21 protein-coding genes are annotated in these 24,604 nt (G+C 71.8%); 17 read left to right on the forward strand and 4 right to left on the reverse strand.

The genetic code is table 11. The features are described from left to right. Positions 1-93 precede the first annotated feature (93 nt). The 8 genes from Q4A22_RS10100 to xerD all read left to right on the forward strand — a co-directional run bounded on the left by Q4A22_RS10100 (position 94) and on the right by xerD (position 8,917). Positions 94-1,116 carry an HAD-IIA family hydrolase gene (locus tag Q4A22_RS10100; RefSeq protein ID WP_303179151.1) on the forward strand — a complete coding sequence of 341 codons (1,023 nt, stop codon included), beginning with the start codon at positions 94-96 and terminating at the stop codon, positions 1,114-1,116. Between the two features lie 80 nt (positions 1,117-1,196). Then, positions 1,197-1,529: a hypothetical protein gene (locus Q4A22_RS10105; RefSeq protein ID WP_303179153.1), complete on the forward strand. Its 333-nt coding sequence runs from the start codon at positions 1,197-1,199 to the stop codon at positions 1,527-1,529. Further along, positions 1,526-2,293 (forward strand): TlyA family RNA methyltransferase, encoded by a 768-nt coding sequence (locus tag Q4A22_RS10110; protein WP_303179155.1) that lies wholly within the window; start codon positions 1,526-1,528, stop codon positions 2,291-2,293. Before Q4A22_RS10105 ends, Q4A22_RS10110 begins: the two co-directional genes overlap by 4 nt. Positions 2,294-2,349: 56 nt before the next feature. Continuing rightward, complete coding sequence (locus tag Q4A22_RS10115; protein ID WP_303179157.1) at positions 2,350-3,456, forward strand: NAD kinase; 1,107 nt, start codon at positions 2,350-2,352, stop codon at positions 3,454-3,456. Then, on the forward strand, positions 3,453-5,165 hold the full coding sequence (recN, locus tag Q4A22_RS10120) for a DNA repair protein RecN (protein WP_303179160.1): 1,713 nt from the start codon (positions 3,453-3,455) through the stop codon (positions 5,163-5,165). The genes Q4A22_RS10115 and recN overlap by 4 nt, the downstream gene beginning before the upstream one ends. Positions 5,166-5,197: 32 nt before the next feature. Further along, complete coding sequence (locus Q4A22_RS10125; RefSeq protein WP_303179162.1) at positions 5,198-6,913, forward strand: CTP synthase; 1,716 nt, start codon at positions 5,198-5,200, stop codon at positions 6,911-6,913. Between the two features lie 190 nt (positions 6,914-7,103). Further along, positions 7,104-7,760: an NUDIX hydrolase gene (locus tag Q4A22_RS10130; RefSeq protein ID WP_303179164.1), complete on the forward strand. Its 657-nt coding sequence runs from the start codon at positions 7,104-7,106 to the stop codon at positions 7,758-7,760. Between the two features lie 134 nt (positions 7,761-7,894). Next, on the forward strand, positions 7,895-8,917 hold the full coding sequence (gene xerD, locus Q4A22_RS10135; protein ID WP_303179165.1) for a site-specific tyrosine recombinase XerD: 1,023 nt from the start codon (positions 7,895-7,897) through the stop codon (positions 8,915-8,917). Positions 8,918-9,009: 92 nt separating this feature from the next. Here the strand turns inward: xerD and Q4A22_RS10140 are convergent, their stop codons facing one another. The 4 genes from Q4A22_RS10140 to Q4A22_RS10155 form a co-directional block, all read right to left on the reverse strand. After that, entirely contained in the window at positions 9,010-10,149 is a 1,140-nt protein-coding gene (locus tag Q4A22_RS10140) for a bifunctional 2-methylcitrate synthase/citrate synthase (RefSeq protein WP_303179167.1), read from the reverse strand. A gap of 76 nt (positions 10,150-10,225) precedes the next feature. Continuing rightward, positions 10,226-11,137, reverse strand: coding sequence for a methylisocitrate lyase (prpB, locus tag Q4A22_RS10145; protein WP_303179170.1), 912 nt, complete (start codon positions 11,135-11,137; stop codon positions 10,226-10,228). A gap of 2 nt (positions 11,138-11,139) precedes the next feature. Beyond that, entirely contained in the window at positions 11,140-12,672 is a 1,533-nt protein-coding gene (locus Q4A22_RS10150; RefSeq protein ID WP_303179172.1) for an MmgE/PrpD family protein, read from the reverse strand. A 40-nt stretch (positions 12,673-12,712) separates the two neighbouring features. Beyond that, the gene (locus tag Q4A22_RS10155; protein ID WP_303179174.1) at positions 12,713-13,372 is read right to left on the reverse strand and encodes a GntR family transcriptional regulator; all 660 of its coding nucleotides are present in this window, start codon (positions 13,370-13,372) and stop codon (positions 12,713-12,715) included. A 188-nt stretch (positions 13,373-13,560) separates the two neighbouring features. Here Q4A22_RS10155 and Q4A22_RS10160 point away from each other — a divergent pair, with 188 nt between their 5' ends. From Q4A22_RS10160 to der, 9 genes are all read left to right on the forward strand, one after another. After that, a complete protein-coding gene (locus Q4A22_RS10160) occupies positions 13,561-15,480 on the forward strand; it encodes an AMP-binding protein (protein WP_303179176.1) in 1,920 nt (639 codons plus the stop codon). Positions 15,481-15,704: 224 nt separating this feature from the next. Then, positions 15,705-17,135 (forward strand): cation:dicarboxylase symporter family transporter, encoded by a 1,431-nt coding sequence (locus tag Q4A22_RS10165; protein WP_303179178.1) that lies wholly within the window; start codon positions 15,705-15,707, stop codon positions 17,133-17,135. A 247-nt stretch (positions 17,136-17,382) separates the two neighbouring features. Then, complete coding sequence (locus Q4A22_RS10170) at positions 17,383-18,276, forward strand: ParA family protein (RefSeq protein ID WP_303179179.1); 894 nt, start codon at positions 17,383-17,385, stop codon at positions 18,274-18,276. A 166-nt stretch (positions 18,277-18,442) separates the two neighbouring features. Continuing rightward, a complete protein-coding gene (locus Q4A22_RS10175; RefSeq protein ID WP_303179280.1) occupies positions 18,443-19,282 on the forward strand; it encodes a ScpA family protein in 840 nt (279 codons plus the stop codon). A 50-nt stretch (positions 19,283-19,332) separates the two neighbouring features. After that, on the forward strand, positions 19,333-20,067 hold the full coding sequence (gene scpB / locus Q4A22_RS10180; protein ID WP_303179181.1) for an SMC-Scp complex subunit ScpB: 735 nt from the start codon (positions 19,333-19,335) through the stop codon (positions 20,065-20,067). Positions 20,068-20,074: 7 nt separating this feature from the next. Continuing rightward, complete coding sequence (locus tag Q4A22_RS10185; RefSeq protein WP_303179182.1) at positions 20,075-21,193, forward strand: pseudouridine synthase; 1,119 nt, start codon at positions 20,075-20,077, stop codon at positions 21,191-21,193. After that, entirely contained in the window at positions 21,190-22,308 is a 1,119-nt protein-coding gene (locus tag Q4A22_RS10190; protein WP_303179184.1) for a prephenate dehydrogenase, read from the forward strand. The genes Q4A22_RS10185 and Q4A22_RS10190 overlap by 4 nt, the downstream gene beginning before the upstream one ends. Then, positions 22,308-23,060, forward strand: a complete 753-nt coding sequence (gene cmk / locus Q4A22_RS10195) for a (d)CMP kinase (protein WP_303179186.1) — start codon at positions 22,308-22,310, stop codon at positions 23,058-23,060. Before Q4A22_RS10190 ends, cmk begins: the two co-directional genes overlap by 1 nt. Then, a complete protein-coding gene (gene der / locus Q4A22_RS10200) occupies positions 23,057-24,601 on the forward strand; it encodes a ribosome biogenesis GTPase Der (RefSeq protein WP_303179188.1) in 1,545 nt (514 codons plus the stop codon). The genes cmk and der overlap by 4 nt, the downstream gene beginning before the upstream one ends. Positions 24,602-24,604 lie beyond the last annotated feature (3 nt).

A 24,604-nucleotide genomic window follows, 5' to 3' on the forward strand; every position in this document is an offset into this window, starting at 1 on the left:
ACGAGGGGCAGGGCGAAGCCGTTGAGGCCGAGGCAGCTGGCCCCGACCACGCCGGTGAGGAGCTCCCGGCTCCCGAGGCAGGAGACGGGAACCATGAGTGACGTGGCGGGCACCGGCACGTCCCTTGTGGAGCGCTTCGACGCCCTGCTGTGCGACCTGGACGGCGTGGTCTACGCCGGCCCCACGGCGATCGACGGCGCCCCCGAGAGCCTGGAGCGAGTGCGGGCCACGGGCCGGGCGGTCGTGTACGTGACCAACAACGCGTCGCGCCCACCGGCGGCCGTGGCCGAGCACATCTCGTCGCTGGGAGCGAGTACGAAGGCGTCGGACGTCGTGAGCTCCGCCCAGGCCGCGGCCTCGTTGCTCGCGGAGCGGTTGGAGGTCGGCGCGCCCGTGCTCGTCACCGGCGCAACCGCGCTCGCCGACGAGATTCGTGCCGTGGGACTCGTGCCCGTGCGCTCGCAGGACGAGAAGCCGCGCGCCGTGGTGCAGGGCTTCGATCCGCGCCTCGGCTGGGAGGACCTCGCGGAGGCCGCGTACACGCTCGCGGACGAGTCCGTGCTGTGGTGCGCCACGAACACCGACCGCACGATCCCGAGGGAACGGGGGATCGCCCCGGGCAACGGGACGCTGATCGCCGCCGTCGCGGCCGCCGCTGGGCGGCAGCCACTGGTCGCGGGCAAGCCGGAGGCGCCCATCTTTCACCGGGCCGCCGAGCGGGTCTGCGCCCACCGGCCCGTGGTGGTGGGCGACCGGCTGGACACCGACATCCTGGGTGCCCACAACGCCGGCATGGAGAGCATCGAGGTGCTGACGGGCGTGGACACCCCGGCCTCCGTGCTCGGGGCGTGCACCGCCCAGCGCCCCACGTACCTCCTGGGCAGTCTGCGGGAGCTCTTCGAGCCCTACCCGGAGATCGCCGCGGGCACCGCGGAGAACGGGTTCCACGCGGAGTGCGGCGGAGCGCGCGCGGAGGTCGCGGGCGACGTCGTCCGCGTGGCCGCGGAGCGCGACGCACTGGACGGCTGGCGCGCGGCCTGCGCCGCCTGGTGGGCGGCCCACCCGGACGAGACCGAGGCCACCTCCCCCGAGGTGCGGTGGGAGCCCGCACCGTGACGAGGGAGTCCCCCGCCGAGCAACCCGGTGTGCCGGGGGATCCGTCCCCCGCAGGGGCCGGGGTCGCGGAGACGCCGGGCGTGGCAGGAGACGCAACAGGGCACCAGGGAGCCGGGCGTCATGCCACCGCGTCCCCGCGCACCGGGTTGGATCCCGTGGACCGGGTCCTCGCCCGGGAGGCCGACATCGCGCGCCTGCCCGTCACCGAGCGGGCGGCGGCGTACGAGGAGCTGCACGCCGAGCTGGAGCGCATCCTCAGCGAGGACCCGGGGAAGCTGCCGCAGGGTCTCTTCGCGACCTTGTCCCCGGCAACCGCCGAGGCCGCCCGCGGCCTCACGGGGGCACCGCGCCCCGGAGAGGCGCCGCGTCCACGAGCGGGTGCCCCAGACACGGGGGAGGGGCGCGCGCGGTGACGACCCGTCTGGACCGGGCGCTGACCGAGCGCGGTCTGGCCCGCTCCCGCACCGTGGCCGCCGCGCGGATCAGAGAGGCCCGCGTGAGCGTGAACGGGCGCGTGGTCACCAAGCCCTCGGCCCCGGTGTCCGGTGAGGACCGCGTGGTGGTGCTGCCCTCGGAGCAGGAGGAGTACGTGAGCAGGGCGGGCCACAAGCTGGCGGGGGCCCTCGAGGCCTTCCCCGACGTCAACCCCTCGGGACTGCGGTGCCTGGACGCGGGGGCTTCCACGGGCGGGTTCACCGACGTCCTGCTGCGCCGAGGAGCACGGGAGGTGGTGGCCGTGGACGTGGGCCACGACCAGCTCGTGCCGCAGCTGCGCGCGGATCCGCGGGTGCGGGTGCACGAGGGACTGAACGTGCGCCACCTGGACCCCGCCACGATCGGCGGCCCCGCACGCCTCACGGTGTGCGACCTCTCCTTCATCTCCCTCACGCTGGTGGTTCCCGCCCTGACGGGCGCCACCGAGCCCGGTGGGGACCTGCTCCTGATGGTCAAGCCGCAGTTCGAGGTGGGGGCGCACAACCTCTCGCGCACGGGCGTGGTCACCTCCGAACGGGCCCGCGCGGAGGCGGTGCGCCGGGTGCAGGACAGTGCGGCGGAGGCCGGGCTGGAGGTGCGCGGGAGCGTGCCGAGCCCGCTGCCGGGACAGGACGGGAACGTGGAGTTCTTCGTGTGGTGCCGACGACCGGGCGGCGCTGTGCGCGTCGGAGTGCTCGCGTAGTCTTGGCCGAGTCAGCCCGCCGTGGGAGTCGACCGCAGGAGGATGGTCCGCAGCACGTGACCCGCAAAATCTTGGTGATGACCCACACGGGACGCAGCGAGGCCAAGGACGCCGCCCGCCAGTCCTGCGAGCAGCTGCACACGGCCGGCCTCACCCCCGTGCTCTCCCGGCCGGACCTCGAAGCCCTGTGCGCCGACGGGCTGGAGATGTCCCCGGTGGAGATCCTCGAGGAGGACGTCGCCCTGCGGGAGATCGAGCTCGTCATGGTCCTCGGTGGGGACGGCTCCATCCTGCGCGCGGCCGAGCTCGTGCGGGGTGTGGACACGCCCCTGCTCGGCGTGAACCTGGGACACGTGGGCTTCCTCGCAGAGTCGGAGCGCTCCGGACTGACAGAGACCGTGCAGGCCATCGTGGACGGGCGCTACACCGTGGAGCGTCGCATGGCCCTGGACATCACCGTGTGGGAGCACCGGCGCAAGGTGCTGCACACGTGGGCCCTCAACGAGGCCTCCGTGGAGAAGGGCGACCGCGAGAAGATGATCGAGGTGGTCACCGAGGTGGACCGCCGCCCCCTGTCCACGTTCGGCTGCGACGGCGTGGTCATGGCCACGCCCACCGGGTCCACCGCCTACGCGTTCTCCGCCGGCGGTCCCGTGGTCTGGCCCGAGGTCGAGGCGCTGCTGATGGTGCCCCTGTCCGCGCACGCCCTCTTCTCCCGCCCCCTGGTGATCTCCCCGCGCTCCATGATGGCGGTCGAGGTCCTCACCCGCACCGACGCCCGCGGGGTCCTCTGGTGCGACGGCCGCCGCACGGTGGACCTGCCGCCCGGCTCCCGGATCGAGGTGCGCCGCTCCGAGAAGTCGGTGAACCTGGCCCGGATGCACGCCACGCCGTTCTCAGAGCGCCTGGTCAAGAAGTTCGAGCTGCCCATCGCGGGCTGGCGCGGGCCCCTGCCGAGCGAGCAGACCGACCCCGCGACCTCCGCCCTGCCCCTGGTCCAGCCCACCACAGCGGTGCGGGAGCAGGACCTCTCCCACCCACGGCTCTCCGTGGGCCGGGAGATCCCGCACCGGACCGGTTCCTGCCGTGACGGTGGCCCCGGGGACGGACAGGAGGATCCGCGGCGTGAATCCGCCGCACCGGACGGAGGGGGTCGGCCGTGATCGAGGAGATCCACATCCACGACCTCGGCGTCATCACGGACGCCGTGCTGCCGCTGGGCCCGGGACTGTCCATCCTGTCCGGCGAGACCGGAGCGGGAAAGACCATGGTGGTCACCGCCCTGAACATGCTGCTCGGCAACCGGGCGGACGCCGGTGCGGTGCGCTCGGGCAGCTCCCGGGCGCTCGCCGAGGCCACGGTGCGTGTGCCCTCGGAGCACGCCGCGGTGTCCCTGGTAGAGGAGGCCGGGGGTACCGTCGACCGCGAGGACGTCGCCGGGGGTGAGGAGGCCCTGATCCTCGTCAGCCGCACCGTGTCCGCGGAGGGCCGCAGCCGCGCCCACGTGGGCGGGCGCTCCGCCCCCGTGGGCACGCTGGGTGCGGTGGGGGAGAGCCTCGTGGCCGTGCACGGGCAGTCGGACCAGCTGCGGCTGAAGTCCACGGCGGCGCAGCGCAAGGCCCTGGACGACTACGCCGGCGCGCCACTGGCCACCGAGCTCGCCTCCTTCCGCACCCAGCTCGCCCGCTACCGCAGCGTCGTGGCCACGCTGCGCGCCGCGAAGGAGAACTCGCGCGAGCGAGCCCTGGAGGCACAGAGCCTGACCACCGCGCTGGCCGAGATCGACGCCGTGGAACCCGTCCCCGGCGAGGACGCCCGGCTGGACGCCGAGAGCGAGAAGCTCACCAACCTGGAGGCCCTGCGAGCCGCGGCCACCACCGCCCACGCCGCGCTGAGCGGCTCGGACGCCGACGACGCCCCGGACCTCAACGCCGTCGCGCTGCTGTCCCGGGCGCAGCAGGCACTGGACGTGGAGTCCGACGCGGACCCCGAGCTTGCCGCGCTCGCCGGACGGGTGCGCGAACTCACGGTGGTCGCCGCCGACGTCGCCGCGGACCTCTCCGGCTACGCGAGCGGGCTCGACGAGGACGGGCCGGAACGGCTCACGGAGGTCGAGAACCGTCGCAGCGCCCTGCGCCGGCTCACCAAGAAGTACGGTGCCACGATCGACGAGGTCCTGGAGTGGGCGGAGCGGGCGCGCGCCCAGCTGGACGAGCTGGTGGTGGATCCCCAGCGCGAGGAGGAGCTGCGCGCGGAGGGGGAGGCCCTGCACGCCTCCCTCACCCGGCACGCCGAGAAGCTGCTCGCGCTGCGTCGCACCGCCGCCGAGAAGCTCGCCACCGCGGTCAGCGCGGAGCTGACGGCGCTGGCCATGCCCAACGCGTGCCTCGTGGTGGCGGTGGAGCCCGCCGAGCGCTTCACCGACGACGGCCGGGACACCATCGAGTTCATGCTCGCGCCGCACGCCCAGGCCACGCCCCGTCCGCTCGGCAAGGGTGCCTCGGGCGGTGAGCTCTCCCGCATCATGCTCGCGCTCGAGGTGGTGCTCTCCGAGGTGGACCCCGTGCCCACGTTCGTCTTCGACGAGGTCGACTCCGGCGTGGGCGGCAAGGCCGCCGTGGAGATCGGACGCCGTCTGAAGATGCTCGCCGAGAACGTGCAGGTGCTGGTGGTCACCCACCTCCCTCAGGTGGCGGCGTTCGCCGACCACCACATCCTGGTGTCGAAGTCCTCGGACTCCAGCGTCTCGGACGTGAAGGTCCTCACCGACGACGAGCGCGTGGTCGAGCTCGCCCGCATGCTCGCCGGGCACGAGGACTCCAGCGCCGCTCGCGAGCACGCCCGTGAACTCCTGCGGGACGCCAGCGCATGACCCCTCCGCACCCCCGACCCGACGAGACACGAATGGTAGGCTTGAATCCCGTGGTGAATGCTCAGGACGCCGCCCACGAGGCAGGCACAGAAAAGAACAACGGCAAGGTGACCCGGCAGATCTTCGTCACGGGTGGTGTGGCCTCGTCCCTCGGGAAGGGCCTGACCGCTTCGTCCCTCGGGATGCTGTTGCGCGCACGCGGGCTGTCCGTGACCATGCAGAAGCTGGATCCCTATCTGAACGTGGATCCCGGAACCATGAACCCCTTCCAGCACGGCGAGGTCTTCGTGACCGACGACGGCGCGGAGACGGACCTGGACATCGGCCACTACGAGCGCTTCCTGGACGAGAACCTCGACGCCTCGGCGAACGTGACCACGGGCCAGGTGTACTCCACCGTGATCGCCAAGGAACGCCGCGGCGAGTACCTGGGGGACACCGTGCAGGTGATCCCCCACATCACGGACGAGCTCAAGCGGCGCATGCGTCGCCGCGCCGAGGACCAGGACGCCCCGGACATCATCATCACCGAGATCGGTGGCACGGTGGGGGACATCGAGTCCCAGCCGTTCATCGAGGCGGCCCGCCAGGTCCGGCAGGACGTGGGACGGCGCAACGTCTTCTACCTGCACGTGTCCCTGATCCCGTTCATCGGCCCCTCGGGTGAGCTGAAGACCAAGCCCACCCAGCACTCCGTGGCCACACTGCGGGGCCTGGGCATCCAGCCGGACGCCCTCGTGCTGCGCTGCGACCGGGACGTCCCGGACGCGATGCTCCGCAAGATCGGCAGCGCGTGCGACGTGGACCTGGACGCCGTGATCTCCTGCGCGGACGCCCCGAGCATCTACGACATCCCCAACACCCTGCACAGCCAGGGCCTGGACACCTACATCCTGGACTACCTGGGCCTGGACTACCGGGACGCCGACCTGCGGCAGTGGTCCCGGCTGCTCACCGCGGTGCACGAACCGGCCCACCAGGTCACGGTGGCGCTCGTGGGCAAGTACATCGACCTGCCGGACGCCTACCTCTCCGTCTCCGAGGCGCTGCGGGCCGGTGGTTTCGCGAACAACGCCCGCGTGAACATCAAGTGGGTTGCCTCGGACCTGTGCGACACCCCCGAGGGAGCCCAGCGCGAACTCGGTGACGTGGACGCCGTCCTGATCCCCGGAGGCTTCGGCATCCGCGGTCTGGAGGGCAAGCTTGGTGCCCTGACGTGGGCCCGCGAGCACAAGGTCCCCACGCTCGGCCTGTGCCTGGGCCTGCAGTGCATGGTCATCGAGTACGCGCGCAACCGGGCGGAGCTGCCGAACGCGTCCTCCACCGAGTTCGACCCCGAGACCGACACCCCCGTGATCGCCACCATGGAGGAGCAGAAGCAGTTCGTGGAGGGCGCCGGCGACCTCGGCGGCACCATGCGCCTGGGTCTGTACCCGGCTGCGCTCCAGGAGGGTTCGGTGGTGGCCGAGACCTACGGCGCCACGGAGGTCTCCGAGCGGCACCGGCACCGCTACGAGGTCAACAACGTCTACCGCGACGCCCTCTCCGAGGCCGGGCTGCGGATCTCGGGCACCTCGCCGGAGGGGACCCTCGTGGAGTTCGTGGAGCTGCCCCGGGAGGAGCACCCCTACTACGTGGCCACGCAGGCCCACCCCGAGCTGGCGTCCCGCCCCACCCGCCCGCACCCACTGTTCGACGGACTTGTCCGGGCGGCACTGGAGCGTCGCGGGGTCCAGGCCGACGGCTGACCCTGCGCGGTTCCGGCCGGGGGCTCAGGGGGCACGATCGCCCTCGGAGTCCCCGGCCGTTCCATTCCCAGGCGCCCCCGGCCGCTCTCATGGGCGGCGCCCCTCACTTCCCCCCACAGGGCGGTCGAGCACGACAGACTCGCCCACGACAGACCACCACGCGAGTCCACCACGAGAGAACGGACACACCATGGATTTCACGACCATCACCCCGGAGCAGCTGCAGGACCGGCCCGATCCCCACGAGGTCACGGACGCGGAGACCGTGTACCACGGGGCCATCTGGGACGTGGCACGGGAGACCTTCCGCATGGCGGACCAGGACGAGCCCCTGGTCCGCGACTACATCACCCACCCGGGCGCGGTGGCCGTGCTCGCGCTGGACGAGCACGACCGGGTCCTGCTCATCAACCAGTACCGGCACCCGGTGCGGATGCGGATGTGGGAGATCCCCGCTGGCCTGCTGGACGTCTCGGGGGAGCCGGCGCTCGACGCCGCCCGGCGTGAGCTGGGGGAGGAGGCTGATCTCACCGCCGAGCAGTGGGACACCCTGGTGGATTTCGAGAACTCGCCGGGCTCATCTGCGGAGGCCAACCGGATCTTCCTGGCCCGCGGGCTCGGCGAGGTTCCCGAGGCCGAGCGCTTCACCCGCGAGGGCGAGGAGGCAGAGATCGTGGCCGGGTTCGCCGACCTCGACGCCGCCCTGGCAGCGGTTCTCTCCGGCCGCCTCACCTCGCCCGCCGCGGCGCTGGGCATCCTGGCCGCCCATGCCGCACGTGCCCAGGGGTGGAGCACCCTCCGGGCACCCGACGCCCCCTGGTCGGCCCGGCCCCACCACGCCGGGTGAGCGGCACGCTCCTGGACCCCGACTCTCCGGCCCCGGAATCAACCGACCGGGCATCACCGCACCCGGACTCCCCGGGGCCGGACGACGCGGAACGCAGGGCTCCGGGTGCGGAGGGAACTGGTGCGGAGCCCGAGGTGACCGTCACGGCGCCCCTGCCCGTGGTGGCGGGGGCGCGCCGTGAACCGGGGCGGGCGGCGTCGTCGGCCGAGGAGGGGGAAACCGCGCCGGAGCTGACCCGCGCGGTGGGCCGGTACCTGGACCACCTGGTGGTGGAGCGCGGCCTCGCGCAGAACACGGTGAGCGCGTACCGGCGTGACCTGCGGCGCTACCTGGACCACCTCACGGCCACGGCGCCGCAGCTTCGTGTGCCGCGGGACATCACCACGGACCACGTGCGGGCGTTCGTGCGGGTGCTGCGGGAGGGGGACGCCGAGCACCCCGCGCTGTCCGCGCGCAGCAGCGCCCGGGTCCTGGCCGCGGTGCGGGGCGCGCACGCGTTCTGGGCCACGGAGTCCACGGTGGACACCGACGTGGCGTCCCGGGTGAGTCCGCCCACCCCGCCGCAGCGGCTCCCCAAGGCCATCGGGGTCACGGAGGTGGAGAACCTGCTGGCCGCGCCGGACCCCGAGACTCCCGCGGGACTGCGGGCCAGGGCGTTCCTTGAGCTGCTGTACGCCACGGGTGCGCGCATCTCGGAGGCAGTGGCGCTGGACGTGGACGACCTCGCCGGACTGCACGACGAGGACCTCGCTCTCCTGCGGGTGACGGGCAAGGGCGACAAGCAGCGGCTCGTGCCGGTGGGCTCCTACGCAGTGTCAGCGCTGGACCGCTACATGGTGCGCGCCCGGCCCGAGCTGGCACGCCACGGTCGGGGCAGCCCTGCCGTGTTCCTCAACGCCCGGGGGACACGGATCTCCCGGCAGACCGCCTGGACCATGGTCAAGGACGCCGCGCGCAGCATCCACCAGGAGGAGCGGATCACGCCGCACACCCTGCGGCACTCCTTCGCCACCCACCTGCTCGAGGGCGGCGCGGACCTGCGGGTGGTCCAGGAGCTGCTGGGTCACGCCTCCCTGGCCACCACGCAGATCTACACGCGGGTCTCCGTGGAGTCCCTGCGGGAGGTGTACGCGACGTCGCACCCCCGGGCCCGGTGAGGCGGGCGCCGGGGGATTCCCCCGCCGGGCGCGTCACCGTCGAGGCGCGGTCGGGAGCCGGGTGACCCCGGCGGAGCGGACCACGGGCCGGGTCAGTCCAGATGGCGCTCCGCGGGCCCGTTGTAGTCCGAGAGCGGACGGATCAGCGAGTTGTTCGCGCGCTGCTCCATGATGTGTGCGGTCCACCCCACGATGCGGGCGGCCACGAAGATGGGCGTGAACGTGGGGATGTCGAAGCCCATGAGCCAGTAGGTGGGACCGGCGGGGTAGTCCAGGTTGGGCTTGATGGCCTTCGCCTCGTCCATGGACTTGGCCAGACCGTTGTATAGCCCCAGGATCTCCGGACGCTCGTAGTGCTCCAGCATGCGGAAGAGGGCCTCCTGCATGGTGGGCACACGGGAGTCGCCGTGCTTGTACACACGGTGCCCGAACCCCATGACCTTCTTCTTCTCCGCGAGCGCCCGGTCCATCCACTCCTTGGCGCGCCTCTCGGCGTCCTCCGCCGACTCGTCCGTTCGGATGCCCAGCTCCTCGAACGTGTGCATCACGGCCTCGTTGGCACCACCGTGCAGGGGGCCCTTGAGTGCCCCGATGGCGCCGGTGACCGCGGAGTGCAGATCTGAGAGGGTGGAGGTGATCACCCGGGCCGTGAAGGTGGAGGCGTTGAACGAGTGCTCGGCGTACAGGATGACCGACACCCGGAACGCGTCCACCACCTCGGGGGCGGCTTCTCGACCGAATGCCATCCAGAGGAAGTTCTGGGCGTAGTCCAGGTCCGTGCGGGGTTCCACGATCTCCTGCCCGTGGCGGCGGCGCTGGTCGTAGCAGACCACCGAGGGCATCACGGCGAAGAGCTCCTGGGCCTTGCGCAGCTCCGCCTCTGGGGAGTTGTCCTCCGCGAGGGGGTGCTGGGCGCCGATCACGGAGGCGGCGGTGCGGCACACGTCCATGGGGTGGCAGGTGGTGGGCAGCAGGTCGATGGCGCGTCGCAGCTCGGGGGACATGACGCGGTGCGAGCGCTCGAGCTCCTGGAACGCGGCGAGCTCCTCCTCCGAGGGCAGCTCGCCGGTCCACAGCAGCAGCGCCACTTCCTCCGCCGTGCACTTCTCCGCGAGCTCCTGCACGGGGTAGCCCCGGTAGAGCAGGGAGTTGGTCTCGGCGTTGACCTTGGACACGGCGGTGGCGTCGGCGACGACGCCGGCGAGTCCCTTGCGGATCTCTGTATCGGCCACGGTTGTTCTCCTTCGACGGGTGAGGACGGGTCAGGGGTGCCGGCCCGCCCCGTGGTGGAGGGGCGGGCCCGGTGGGTCAGTGCTCGGGTGCTCCGGGGACCTCGAAGTCGAAGATCCCGGAGTCGAACCGGTTGTACCCGGTGTAGTCCACCAGCTCGTACAGGCGCTTGCGGGTGAGCATGGTCTCCACCTGGGCCTGCTGGGTGCCGTCCTCCCGGATGGTGGTGAGCAGCCGTTCCATGGCACCCATGGCCTGTCGCTCCAGGGACACGGGGTAGATGACCATGGAGACGCCGGCGTCCTGCAGCTGCCGCGTGGTGAACAGCTCGGACTTCCCGAACTCGGTCATGTTCGCGAGGATCGGCACGTCCACCGCGGCGGCCATGCGCTCGAACTCGGAGAGATCTGCCATGGCCTCGGGGAAGACGACGTCCGCGCCGGCGTCCACGAGCGCGCGCGCCCGCTCCACGGCGGCGTCGAAGCCGTCCACGCCCCGGATGTCCGTGCGGGCCATGACCACGAAGTTCGGGTCCCGGCGGGCCGCCACGGCGGCGTGGATGCGTTTGACGGCGGTGGCGGTGTCCACGACGTTCTTGCCGTCCAGGTGGCCGCAGCGCTTGGGGTTGAACTGGTCCTCGATGTGGCAACCCGCGAGTCCGGCGTTCTCCAGCTCCTGCACGGTGCGCGCCACGTTCATCGGCTCTCCGAAGCCGGTGTCCGCGTCCACGAGGCACGGCAGGTCCGTGACGCGCGCGATCTGCCCGGCGCGGGTGGCCACCTCGGTGAGGGTGGTGAGGCCGATGTCCGGCAGGCCGAGCTCGTTGGCGAGCACGCCACCGGAGATGTAGACGCCCTCGAAGCCCTGCTCCTGGATGAGCGTGGTGGACAGCGGGGTGAACGCGCCGGGGAAGCGGGCGATCTGCGGGGCGGCCAGCAGCTCGCGGAAGCGCTCCCGCTTCTGCGCGGGGGTGACGGTGGAGTACAGCATGATCAGAAGATTCCCTTCGGCGACTTCTCCAGGCCCACGGCCGCGGTGATGTTGAGCTGGCCGAGCTCCCCGGCCTTCAGCTCGGGCAGGCGCTGCGCGGCGTCGAGGAAGCGCTCGATCTCCTGGGGTGCCACGAGGCCCTCGGCCAGGGTGCGGAACTTGGCGATGTACTGCTCCCGCGCGAAGGGCCGTGCCCCGAGCGGGTGCGCGTCCGCCACGGCGATCTGGTCCGTGATCACGGTTCCGTCCGTGAGGGTGATCTCCACGGAACCGCCGAACGCCTTCTCGGAGATGTCCAGCGAGTGGTAGCGCCGGGTCCACTCGGGATCCTCCCGGGTGGTGACCTTGTGCCACAGCTCCACGGTGTCCGGGCGGGCGGCACGCTCCGGGGCGTAGGAGTCCACGTGGTGCCACGCACCGTCCTGCAGGGCCACGGTGAAGATGTAGGGGATCGAGTGGTCCAGGGTCTCGCGGGACGCGGTGGGATCGTACTTCTGCGGGTCGTTGGCCCCGGAGCCGATCACGTGGTGGGTGTGGTGGGAGGTGCGGATGAGCACGGACTCCACGTTCGCGGGGTCCGTGACCTCGGGGTGCTCGCGGTGCAGCTTGCGGGCCAGGTCGATCCACGCCTGCGCCTGGTACTCCGCGGAGTGCTCCTTGGTGTAGGTGTCCAGGATGGCGCGCTTGGGCTCGCCGGGCGCGGGCAGGGCCACCTGGTAGCGGGCCTCCGGGCCGGAGAGCAGCCAGGCGATCACGCCGTCCTCGCCCTCGTAGATGGGGGTGGGGGAGGTCTGCCCGCGCATGGCACGGTCCACTGCCTCGACGGCCATCTTCCCGGCGAACGCGGGGGCGTGGGCCTTCCACGTGGAGATCTCGCCCTTGCGGGACTGGCGGGTCTGCGTGGTGGTGTGCAGTGCCTGGCCGATGGCCTGGAAGATCGTCCCGGTGTCCAGGCCCAGCAGCGTGCCGATGCCTGCGGAGGCGGACGGGCCGATGTGCGCGATGTGGTCGATCTTGTGCTCGTGCAGGCACATGCCCTTGACCAGGTCCACCTGGATCTCGTAACCGGTGGCGATGCCGCGGGCCAGGTCCTCGCCGGTGGCGCCCACGTGCTGGGCGACGGCCAGGATCGGGGGGATGTTGTCCCCGGGGTGGGAGTACTCCGCGGAGAGGAACGTGTCGTGGTAGTCCAGCTCGCGCACGGCCACGCCGTTGGCCCACGCGGCCCACTCGGGCGAGACCGCGGCGTCGTCCTGCGGTGCGCCGAACAGCAGCGCACCCTGGCCGGAGAACCCGCCGCCCGGGACCACCCGGTGGCACAGCGCCTGCGAGCGGGCGGAGACGATGGGTGCGCGGTTCAGCGAGGCCACGGCCACGGAGGCGTTGTCGATGACGCGGTTGACCACCATCTCCACGACCTCGGGCTCCACGGCCACGGGGTCGGAGGCCACGGCGGCGAGCTTGTGGGCGAGCTGCTCCTCGCGGGGCAGCTCCTCCTGGGACGAGTGCGTGCGCACGGTGTGTGTGACGGTCACGGGTGTTCCTTCCGGTACGGGTCTTGCGGTCGGTGGGTGCTCAGGAGGCCACTGCGGACACGGTGGCGAGCTCCGGGGTGCTCAGGGCGCTGCCGAGGGCGTTCTTGAGGTGGACGCGCGTGGTGGCCACCGCCAGGGGGGCGTCTCCGTCGGCAACGGCAAGGGCGATCGCCTGGTGCTCCGCCGCGGCCACCGCGAGGCGCCGGGGGTTGGACGTGGACAGGCGCCGCACGCGCGCCAGGTGGAGGCGCACGTTCGCCAGGGCCTGCCGCAGGTAGGGGTTGCCCGCGGCGGCGTCGATCTCCGCGTCCATGCGGTCCACGAGGGCGTAGTAGGCGGCGTGGTCGGGATCTCCCGGCAGGGTCTCCGCGGCGTGGGAGAGCTCCTCCGCGAGCGCGCGGAAGGTCTCGGGGTCCCCGCGCTGCGCGGCGAGCTCGGCGGCACGGCAGTCCAGCGTGTCCCGCAGCTCGTAGAGCGCGCGGACGTCCTCGGCGGAGAGTGCACTGACGACGACGCCGCGTCCGGCGTGCGGCTCGGCCAGCCCGTCCGCGGTGAGCCGGGACAGCGCCTCGCGCACCGGGGTGCGGGAGATGCCCAGGCGCTGCGAGAGGTCCACCTCGCCGAGCACCTGGCCCGGGAGCAGCCGCCAGGACACGATGTCCGCCCGCAGCTCGCGGTACGCGCGCTCACCTGCTCGCATGTCTTCTCCTGACGTGTGGGTCGACCCCATTGTATACACCGGCTGGGTCTGCGCCAAGCATGTTCGCGTGGCAGGCGCGTTGATGAGAATTTCTGTATACACAGCCCTTGTGAATTGTGATGTTCACCACTACTCTGGGCGCACGCCGACGTCCGCCCCAGCATCCAGCACCACGTCCGGAGGAAGCCATGTCGCAGCCCACCTACGAATCCGTCTACCGCGCCAGCGCGAACAATCCCGAGGCGTTCTGGCTGGATGCCGCGCGGGCCGTGGACTGGGTCACGCCGCCCACCCGCGCCCTGGACGACTCCGCCGCCCCCCTGTACCGGTGGTTCCCGGACGGCACGCTGAACACCTGCGTCAACGCCGTGGACCGCCACGTGGCGGCCGGTCACGGTGAGCGCACCGCCCTGGTCTACGACTCCGCGGTCCTGGGAGTGCGGGAGCACATCAGCTACGCGCAGCTGCAGGACCGGGTGGCCCGCTTCGCGGGGGCGTTCGCGGCCCAGGGGGTGGGCAGGGGGGATCGTGTTCTGCTCTACATGCCCATGGTCGCCGAGGCCGTGGTGGCCATGCTCGCGTGCGCCCGGATCGGCGCCGTGCACTCGGTGGTCTTCGGAGGGTTCGCCCCGAGAGAGCTCGCGAGCCGGATCGACGACTCGCGGCCGGTGGCCGTGGTCACGGCCTCCGGTGGTGTGGAGCCCAGGCGACGGATCGAGTACCTGCCCGCTGTCGAGGAGGCGCTGCAGCTCAGCGAGCATGCGCCGTCGGCAGTGCTGGTGCACGAGCGGGACGGCTTCGCCACGAGTGTCGCGGACGCGCGTGAGCGCGCGTCGGTGAACGGCGGCCCCGCGTGGCTTTCCTGGACCGAGGCACAGGACGGCGTGGCCCCGGCGGATCCCGTTCCGGTGGCGGCGACCGATCCGCTCTACATCCTCTACACGTCCGGGACCACGGGGAGGCCGAAGGGCGTGGTGCGTGACAACGGCGGGCACGCGGTGGCGCTGACCTGGTCCATGGCGAACATCTACGACGTCCACGCCGGGGACGTGATGTGGACGGCCTCGGACGTGGGGTGGGTGGTGGGCCACTCGTACATCGTCTACGGTCCCCTGTTCGCCGGCGCCACCACAGTGGTCTACGAGGGCAAGCCCGTGGGGACCCCGGATGCCGGCGCGTTCTGGCAGCGGGTCGAGGAGCACGGCGTGAAGGTGATGTTCACCGCGCCCACCGCGCTGCGCGCCATTCGCCGGGCGGACCCGGACGGACAGTTCGTGGCGCGTCACGACACCACCTCCCTGCAGGCACTGTTCGTCGCGGGGGAGCGGCTGGACCCCGAGACCCACCAGTGGGCCACCCGCGTGCTGGGGGTGCCCGTGGTGGACCACTGGTGGCAGACCGAGACGGGGTGGGCCATCTGCTCCAACCCGTTCGGCATCGAGCGGCTCCCGATAGTCCCCGGCTCTCCCACGGTTCCCGTCCCGGGCTTCCGTGTGGAGATCCTGGATCCCGTCGGGGAACCCCTGGGCCCGGGGGAGGAGGGCAACATCGCCCTGCGCCTGCCCCTGCCACCCGGAACGCTGAGCACACTGTGGGGCGACGACGCCCGCTTCGTGTCCTCCTACCTCTCCGCCTTCCCCGGCTACTACGCCACGGGCGACTCCGGGTTTGTGGACGAGAACGGGTACGTGTTCGTGATGGGCCGCACCGACGACGTCATCAACGTCTCCGGACACCGGCTGTCCACGGGGCAGATGGAGCAGATCGTGGCCACCCACCCGGACGTCGCCGAGTGCGCGGTGATCGGCGTGAACGACCCCCTCAAGGGCCAGCGGCCCAGCGGGTACGTGGTGCTCAGGACGGGGGCGGAGACCACGGGTGAGCGGCTGCGCGAAGAGCTCGTGACCATGGTGCGCTCGCAGATCGGGCCGGTCGCGGACTTCAAGGACGTGTCCGTGGTGGAGGCCCTGCCCAAGACCCGCTCGGGGAAGATCCTGCGCAAGACCATGCGCCAGATGGCCGACGGCGAGCAGTACACGGTGCCCTCCACCATCGAGGACCACTCCGTGCTGGAGGCACTGCGCACGGTGATCGCCCCGCGGCACTGAGACCGGCAGAGCGGCACCGACACCGAACCCGCCCTGCGCCGTCCGAGGTTCCCGCCCGCCGTCGCCCGGGGCGGCGCGGAGACTGCGCCGTCTCGCAGCGGGCCCGGCGTGTGAGGCGGGCCCCGGGGCGCGGGGGAGAGCACAATGTGATGTCCGGCTCACCCAGGTTCGCACCGGGTGAGCCGGACACGTCCCACCGATCCACCACAGACCAGGAGCACGCCATGACCCACGATTCCTCCCCGGGAGCCTCGCCCGGCGGCGCACGGGCCGCGAGGCCCGCCAAGAAGCGCGACCGCACCCACTACCTCTACATCGCGGTGATCGCCGCCGTGGTGCTGGGCGTGGTGGTCGGAATGCTGTTCCCCGCCGTGGGCGTGGCCCTGAAGCCCCTGGGCACCGGCTTCGTGGCGCTGATCAAGATGATCATCACCCCCGTGATCTTCTGCACCATCGTGCTGGGCGTGGGCTCGGTGGCCAAGGCAGCCACCGTGGGCAAGGTGGGCGGTCTGGCACTGCTGTACTTCATCGTGATGTCCACGTTCGCGCTGGCCATCGGCCTGGTGGTGGGCAACATCGTCCAGCCCGGTGAGGGCCTGGACCTCGCGAACGCCCACTTCGACTCGTCCTCCCTGGCCACCGGTTCGGGCGAGGAGGGCGAGGGGGGTCTCACCGGCTTCGTGCTCGGGATCATCCCCACCTCGCTGTTCTCCGCGCTGACCTCGGGCCAGATCCTGCAGACGCTGCTGATCGCCCTGCTCGTGGGCTTCGCACTGCAGAGCATGGGCGAGGCCGGCCAGCCCGTGCTCAAAGCCGTGGGCTACCTCCAGGCCGTGGTCTTCAAGCTGCTGTCCATGATCATGTGGCTCGCGCCCATCGGTGCGTTCGGGGCGATCGCCGCGGTGGTGGGCGCCACCGGCATGAAGGCCGTGTTCTCCCTGCTCGGTCTCATGGTGGCGTTCTACATCACCTGCATCCTGTTCATCGTGGTGGTGTTGGGCCTCATCCTGAAGCTGGTCTCCGGGGTCAGCATCTTCAAGCTCATGAGGTACCTGGGCCGCGAGTACCTGCTCATCTTCTCCACCTCCTCCTCCGAGGCGGCCCTGCCGCGGCTGATCGCCAAGATGGAGCACCTGGGCGTCTCCAAACCCGTGGTGGGGATCGTGGTTCCCACCGGCTACTCGTTCAACCTGGACGGCACCGCCATCTACCTGACCATGGGAGCCCTGTTCGTGGCGGACGCCATGGGCAAGCCGCTGGCCATCGGCGAGCAGATCGCGCTGCTGGTGTTCATGATCATCGCCTCCAAGGGAGCGGCCGGGGTGACCGGCGCGGGCATCGCCACGCTCGCCGCGGGGCTGCAGTCCCACCGCCCGGACCTGCTGGACGGCGTGGACCTGATCGTGGGCATCGACCGGTTCATGTCCGAGGCCCGTGCGCTCACCAACTTCTCCGGAAACGCCGTGGCCACCCTCGTGCTGGGCACCTGGGTCAAGCAGGTGGACAGGGCCCGCGTGCAGCGCGTGCTCTCCGGCGAGGAGCCCTTCGACGAGGCCACCCTCGCCGTGGACCCCCACACCTCTTCGACACCCGCGGTCCAGGCCGCCTCCGGGGCGCCCGGCACCGAACCCCGCCCCGCCGACGGCGAGCGCTGAGCGCGGCACCCACCCGCGGCCCCGTCGTCGTCGGCGCGAACGCCGACGACGGCGCCGCCTGCCCGCCACTGCGGCCCCTGCCCACCCGGGTGGGGGCCGCAGTCGCATCCGGAGGCCCACCCGGAGCACAACACGGAGCCCCGCCCAGCACCCCTGTCGGGCACCCGCCGCGTGGTCCCGCCCCACGTGAACGGTAGGGTGGGGCGGTGAGACACGTACCCACGCCGAGCAAGGAAGGCGGTCGCCCGTGAGCAACGCCAGTGATGAGACGCCCCAGCAGAGTCAGGCCGCGTCGTCGGAGGCCGTGGGTCCCACCGGCCGGCCCGTGCGGACCTTTCCCGACCCCCCGGAGCTCACCACCCACGGCCCCGCGCGGATCATCGCGATGGTGAACCAGAAGGGCGGGGTGGGCAAGACCACCTCCACCATCAACCTGGGTGCCGCGCTCGCCGAGCTGGGCCGCAAGGTGCTGCTGGTGGACTTCGACCCGCAGGGCGCACTCTCGGCGGGCTTCGGCTCCAACCCGCACGAGCTGGACCTCACGGTCTACAACGTGATGATGGACCGCTCCGTGGACGTGTGGGACGTGGTGCAGCAGACCCACGTGGAGAACGTGGACCTGCTCCCGGCCAACATCGACCTCTCCGCCGCGGAGGTGCAGCTGGTCAACGAGGTGGCCCGCGAGCAGGTGCTCGCCTCCGCGCTGCGCAAGGTCGAGGACTACTACGACGTGATCCTCATCGACTGCCAGCCGTCCCTGGGGCTGCTCACCGTGAACGCCCTCACCGCCAGCCACGGGGTGATCATCCCCCTGATCTGCGAGTTCTTCGCGCTGCGCGCGGTGGCCCTGCTGGTGGACTCCATCTCCAAGGTGCAGGACCGCATCAACCCCAAGCTGCAGATCGACGGCGTGCTGGCCACCATGTTCGACTCCCGCACCCTGCACTCCCGCGAGGTGATCGCGCGGATCGTGGACGCCTTCGGCGACAAGGTCTTCGACACCGTAATCAAGCGCACCGTGAAGTTCCCGGACGCCACCGTGGCCGCCGAGCCCATCCTGAACTTCGCCACCAACCACCCGGGTGCGGAGTCCTACCGCCAGCTGGCCCGTGAGCTGATCTCGCGCGGCGGCGCGCCGTGACCAGCCGGGCCCGGGAGCATCGAGGCGCGTGAGCGACGTCGTCGAGCTGCCCGCGGCGTCCGGTGAGGACACCGGGCCGGGGAGGGGTGCAACGGGGGAGGGCGCCGCGGCGCCGGAGGCCCCCGCAACGGAGACCGCGCCCGCGGGAACCACCGGCGGCTTCACGGTGGCGCTGGAGAACTTTCAAGGCCCCTTCGACGTGCTGCTGTCCCTGATCGCCAAGCACGAGATGGACATCACCCAGGTGTCCCTGTCGGTGGTCACGGACGAGTTCATCCGCTACGTCCGCGCGCTGCAGGACAGTGCCTCCGCCGAGGCCCTGGACGAGACCAGCGAGTTCCTGGTGGTCGCCGCGACCCTGCTGGACCTCAAGGCCGCGCGGCTGCTGCCGCGCGGTGAGGTGGAGGACGAGTACGACGTGGAGCTGCTGGAGGCCCGCGACCTGCTCTTCGCGCGGCTGCTGCAGTACAAGGCGTTCAAGGAGGTGGCCGGGCAGCTCAACGCCCGCTTCGCGGCGGAGTCCGTGCGCTTCCCGCGCCAGGTGGACCTGGACCCCGCGGTCACCACCGCGCTGCCGCCGCTCACGTGGACCCTCACCCCGGAGCAGCTCGCGCAGCTGGCGGTGGCGGCCCTGGACCCGGAGCGCCACGTGCCGGAGGCGGTGGACGTGGCCCACCTCCACGGCGCGCAGGTGCGGGTGGCGGACGAGGCCGAGACGCTCGCCGCGGCGCTGCGCGACGGCGCGGACCACCCCTTCCGGGAGCTGGTCGCGGACGCCGGGTCCACCCTGGTGGTCGTGGTGCGCTTCCTGGCCCTGCTGGAGATGTACCGGGACCGGGTGGTGCGTCTGCACCAGGACGAGGTGCTCGGCACGCTGCTGGTCACGTGGGACGGGCCACCGCACTGGACGGCGGAGTCCCTCAGCAGCGAGTACACGGGCGGGGAGACCGTGGGTGACGAGGCGGCGTCGTCGGCCAGCGGCGAGGGCGAAAACCTGGGAGACTGAGAACCCCGCACAGGATCGGTGTGAACCGTACCGAAGGAGATGAACGCCGCATGGCGGAACCCGCCCCCGCACCACCCCCACCAGAAGACTCGGCAGAGGCCGCGGACGCCGCGGCGGAAACCCCCGCGTCGCACGCCGCGCCGCAGCCGGAGGACCTGCACGCCCGGCTGGAGGCAGTCCTCATGGTCGCCGCGGCGCCCGTGGGCGTGGCGGACCTCGCGCGTGCCACCGGTGCGCCCACCCACCGCGTGCGCAGTGCCCTGGAGCACCTCAAGGCGGACTACGACGGCGTGATCGGGAACACCGTGGAGTCCCCGGACGGCGGCCGCTCCGCGGGCTATGATGGACGGTCGGCCGCACCGGCCGATGCTCCTCCGCTCCCACCCGGCAGGATCCGCGGCTTCGAGCTGCGCGAGGTGGCCGGAGGGTGGCGCATCTACTCCCGCAGCGACTACGCCCACCTGGTCACGGATTTCGTGGTGGAGGGCAGCAGCTCCCGGCTCTCCCAGGCGGCGCTGGAGACGCTGGCGGTCGTGGCGTACCTGCAGCCGGTCTCCCGCTCCCGGGTCTCCGCCATCCGCGGCGTGAACGTGGACGGCGTGGTGCGCACCCTGGTGCAGCGGGGACTGCTCACCGTCCACGACCGCGAGGACACCACGGGCTCCGTGCTCTACTCCACCACCCCGCTCTTCCTGGAGAAACTCGGTCTCGGCTCGCTGGACGAGCTCCCGGACATCGCACCCCTGCTGCCCGGAACCGACCAACTCGACGATATTGAGGACTGATCGACGCATGGCACCATCAAACGGCAACTCGTCCCGCGGCGCGGGCGCCCGCGGCCCCCAGGGGCGCGGCAAGGGCTCCAAGGCCGGGCCCAAGGGCGGCTTCCGCTCCGGCCCCGGCAAGAAGTCCGGCGACGCCGCCGGCGGCCGTGGCTACGGCAAGGGCCCCGGTGCCCGGGGCTCCGCCGCGAAGGGACCCGCCGCCGGACGCGGCAAGGGCCCCAACGCCAAGGGTCCCGGCAAGCCCAAGGCCGCGGCCGGGCAGAAGGGCCCGCAGAAGCCCCGCGCGTTCGCGGGCGTGGACAAGTACGAGCGCCGCGCCGCAGCGATCAAGGAGCACGGCCCGCACCGGCGGCGTCGTCCGAAGAACCCTCCCGTGGACCGGCTGGAGGTCCACGACGAGAACGGCGTGCGGCTGCAGAAGCTCATGGCCCAGGCGGGCGTGGCGAGCCGGCGCGTGTGCGAGGAGATGATCCAGGACGGGCGCGTGAGCGTGGACGGGGAGATCGTCACCGAGCTCGGTGTGCGCGTGGACCCCGCGCTGCAGGCCGTGCACGTGGACGGCATGCGCATCCAGACGGACGAGAAGCTCGTCTACTACGCGTTCAACAAGCCCGCCGGGGTGGTCTCCACCATGGAGGACCCGGACGGGCGACGCTGCGTGAGCGACTACCTGGACCCGCGCAAGCACGAGCGGGTGTTCCACGTGGGCCGCCTGGACGTGGAGACCGAGGGTCTGCTGCTGCTCACCAACGACGGTGAGCTCACCAACCGCCTGACCCACCCCTCCTACGAGGTGCCCAAGACGTACCTGGTGCAGGTGCACGGCCCCGTGGAGAAGGGGATCGGCAACCAGATGAAGGAGGGCATCCGCCTGGAGGACGGGATCGCGAAGGTGGACGACTTCCGCCTGGTGGACTCCACCCCCGGGCACGTGCTGATCGAGGTGGTGTTGCACTCCGGGCGCAACCGGATCGTGCGGCGCATGTTCGATGCCGTGGAGCACCCCGTGGAGAAGCTCGCGCGCACGCACGTGGGCCCCATCCAGATCGGGGACCAGAAGCAGGGAACGGTCCGCAAGCTCTCCCACACCGAGGTGGGCAACCTGCTCGCGTCCGTGGGGATGTGAGCGTGGTCCCCGTGACCGCCTCCAGCACGGGCCCGGTCCTGGTGGTCGGCTCCGGGCTGCTGGGCGCCAGCATCGGCCTGGGGCTGCGCCACCTGGGCGTGGACGTCCACGTGCGGGACGCCTCCCCGACCACGGAGGCCGTGGCGCAGGACATCGGGGCGGGCCGCTCCGTGCGCGCCGCGGCCGCCGCGGGGGAGCAGCTCCCGGAACCTGCCCTCGTGGTGGTCGCCGCGCCCCCGGACGTGGTGCCCGAGCTCGTGGTCGAGGCGCTCGCCGCGCACCCGGGCGCGGTGGTGCTGGACATCGCCTCGGTCAAGGCCCCGATCCTCGACGCCGTCACGGCCGCGGGTGCGGACCTCACCCGCTACGTGGGCACCCACCCCATGGCTGGGCGGGAGAAGTCCGGGCCAGTGGCAGCCCGCGGCGAGCTGTTCACCTCCATGCCGTGGGTGGTCTGCCCCGGTCCCGCTGCCGGCGCCGCCGCGGTGGCCGCGGCCAGGCACCTCGCGGTGGACCTGGGAGCCACCCTCACGGTGATGGAGCCCGTGGAGCACGACGAGACCGTGGCCCTGATCTCCCACCTGCCCCAGGTGATGTCCTCCCTGCTGGCCTCCCGGCTGCAGGACACCGCCCCGCACCACCTGTCTCTGGCGGGTCAGGGGCTGCGGGACACCACTCGGATCGCGGGCTCGGACCCCGGGCTGTGGGTGCAGATCCTCGCGGCGAACGCGCGGCCCGTGGTGCAGTCCCTGCACGGGGTCCGCGCGGACCTGGACCGGTTGATCGCCACGCTGGAGCACCCGTCGGCGGACGGTGCACGCCTGGACATCGCCCGGCTGATGGCCGAGGGCAACGCCGGACGGGCCCGGATCCCGGGCAAGCACGGCGGCGCCCCCGCGGCGTTCGCCACGATCACGGTGGCAGTGGACGACACCCCCGGCACGATCGCCAGGCTGCTCACGGAGATCGGGGAGATCGGGGTCAACCTGGAGGACATGCGCCTGGAGCACTCGCCCGGGCAGCCGGTGGGTCTGGTGACGGCCTCGGTGGAACCCTCCCGGCACACGGAACTGGTGGACGAGCTGCAGACACGCGGCTGGAAGGTGGTGCAGTGATGAACGCACGGAACGCGGACGCCCGACTGGTGATCGCGATCGACGGGCCCTCGGGCTCCGGCAAGTCCTCGGTGTCCAAGGAGGTGGCGCGCCGCTTCGGGCTCGCGTACCTGGACACCGGGGCCATGTACCGCGCGGTGACGTGGTGGTGCCTGGACTCGGGAGCGGACCTGGACGACCCGGACGCCGTGGTGGGTGCCACCCGCACGGTGCCCCTGGAGCTGGGCACGGACCCGGACGAGGAGCACATCCTCGTCAACGGCGAGGACGTGCGCGCGGCGATCCGCGGGGACCTGGTGACCGACAACGTCTCCAAGGTCTCCACCACGGTGGCAGCCCGCGAGATCCTGGTGCGCATGCAGCAGGACGTCATCCGCGACAGCGGCTACCGGATCGTGGCCGAGGGTCGAGACATCACCACCGTGGTGGCCCCGGACGCGGACGTGCGGATCCTGCTGACCGCCTCGGAGGCCGCGCGGCTGGCACGGCGCGGCAGGCAGCTGGGCGCGGCGGCGTCGTCGAACCTGGAGGCGCAGGTGGTGGGCCGTGACGCGAAGGACTCCACCGTGGTGAACTTCACGCAGGCCCAGGACGGCGTGCAGCTGCTGGACTCCTCCGAACTGAGCATGGAACAGACCGTGCAGGGCGTGATCGACCTGGTCATCCGCGCCACGGACACGGCACACGAGACGGGCCACGAGGCCCACGACGAGACGGGCGCCACGGCCCCCGAGGAAACGAGGCAACCATGAGCGCATCCGACGAGCCCACCGTGGACTCCTACGAGCAGTCCGTGCTGGGCGGGGGCAACGAGGACATCTCCGAGCGCCTGGCCGCGATCGACGACACCGAGGCCGAGGCCCGGGCGCAGGCCCTGCGCGAGGGGCTGGCGGACTACGAGCTGGACGACGAGGACGCCGCGCTGCTGGCGGACTGGATCGACGGCGAGGACGCCCGCGACGCCCGCCGCCCGGACCCGGTGGTGGCCGTGGTGGGTCGGCCCAACGTGGGCAAGTCCACGCTGGTCAACCGGGTGATCGGCCGCCGGGAGGCCGTGGTGGAGGACACCCCGGGCGTGACCCGGGACCGCGTGTCCTACAAGGCGGAGTGGAACGGCAAGAACTTCACCCTGGTGGACACCGGCGGCTGGGAGCAGGACGCCAAGGGCATCCACAAGCGCGTGGCGGACCAGGCCGAGCTGGCCGTGGAGAACGCGGACGCGGTGCTGCTGGTGCTGGACGTGACCGTGGGTGTGACCGCGACCGACGAGGCCGTGGTGAACATGCTGCGCCGCGTGAAGAAGCCCATCATCGTGGTGGCGAACAAGGCGGACTCCCCGCAGCTGGAGCTCGAGGCGACCGCGCTGTGGTCCCTGGGCATGGGGGAGCCGTTCCCGGTCTCCGCACTGCACGGCAAGGGCTCCGCCGATGCGCTGGACGCACTGGTGGAGGCGCTGCCCGAGTTCTCCGAGGTGGCCGAGGCGGAGCTGGAGGGCGGTCCGCGGCGCGTGGCGCTGATCGGACGGCCCAACGTGGGCAAGTCCTCCCTGCTGAACAAGCTGGCCGGCACCGACCGCGTGGTCGTGGACGACACGGCCGGCACCACGCGCGACCCCGTGGACGAGATCGTGATGCTCGGCGGCGAGCCGTGGCGCTTCATCGACACCGCGGGCATCCGCCGGCGCGTGCACCTGCAGCAGGGCGCGGACTTCTACGCCTCGCTGCGCACCCAGACCGCTCTGGAGCGCGCCGAGGTGGCCGTGGTGCTGCTCGCCGTGGACGAGGTGCTCTCCGAGCAGGACGTCCGCATCCTGCAGATGGCCGTGGACTCCGGGCGTGCCCTGGTGCTCGCGTTCAACAAGTGGGACACCCTGGACGACGAGCGCCGCTTCTACCTGGAGCGTGAGATCGAACGGGACCTCGCCCACGTCTCCTGGGCCCCACGGGTCAACATGTCCGCGAAGACCGGGTGGCACAAGGACAAGCTGGCCCCCGCGCTGCACACCGCCCTGGACTCGTGGGACCGCCGCATCCCCACCGGGCGTCTCAACGCGTTCCTGGGGGAGATCGTGGCCGCCCACCCGCACCCCGTGCGCGGCGGCAAGCAGCCCCGCATCCTGTTCGGCACCCAGGTCTCCTCGCGCCCGCCCAAGTTCGTGCTGTTCACCACCGGGTTCCTGGACCCCGGCTACCGCCGGTTCATCCAGCGCCGCATCCGCGAGACCTTCGGCTTCGAGGGCACCCCGCTGGAGGTCACCATGCGCGTGCGGGAGAAGCGCCAGCGCAAGCGCTGAGTC

This window comes from Kocuria sp. (assembly GCF_030530945.1).
Lineage (GTDB): Bacteria > Actinomycetota > Actinomycetes > Actinomycetales > Micrococcaceae > Kocuria.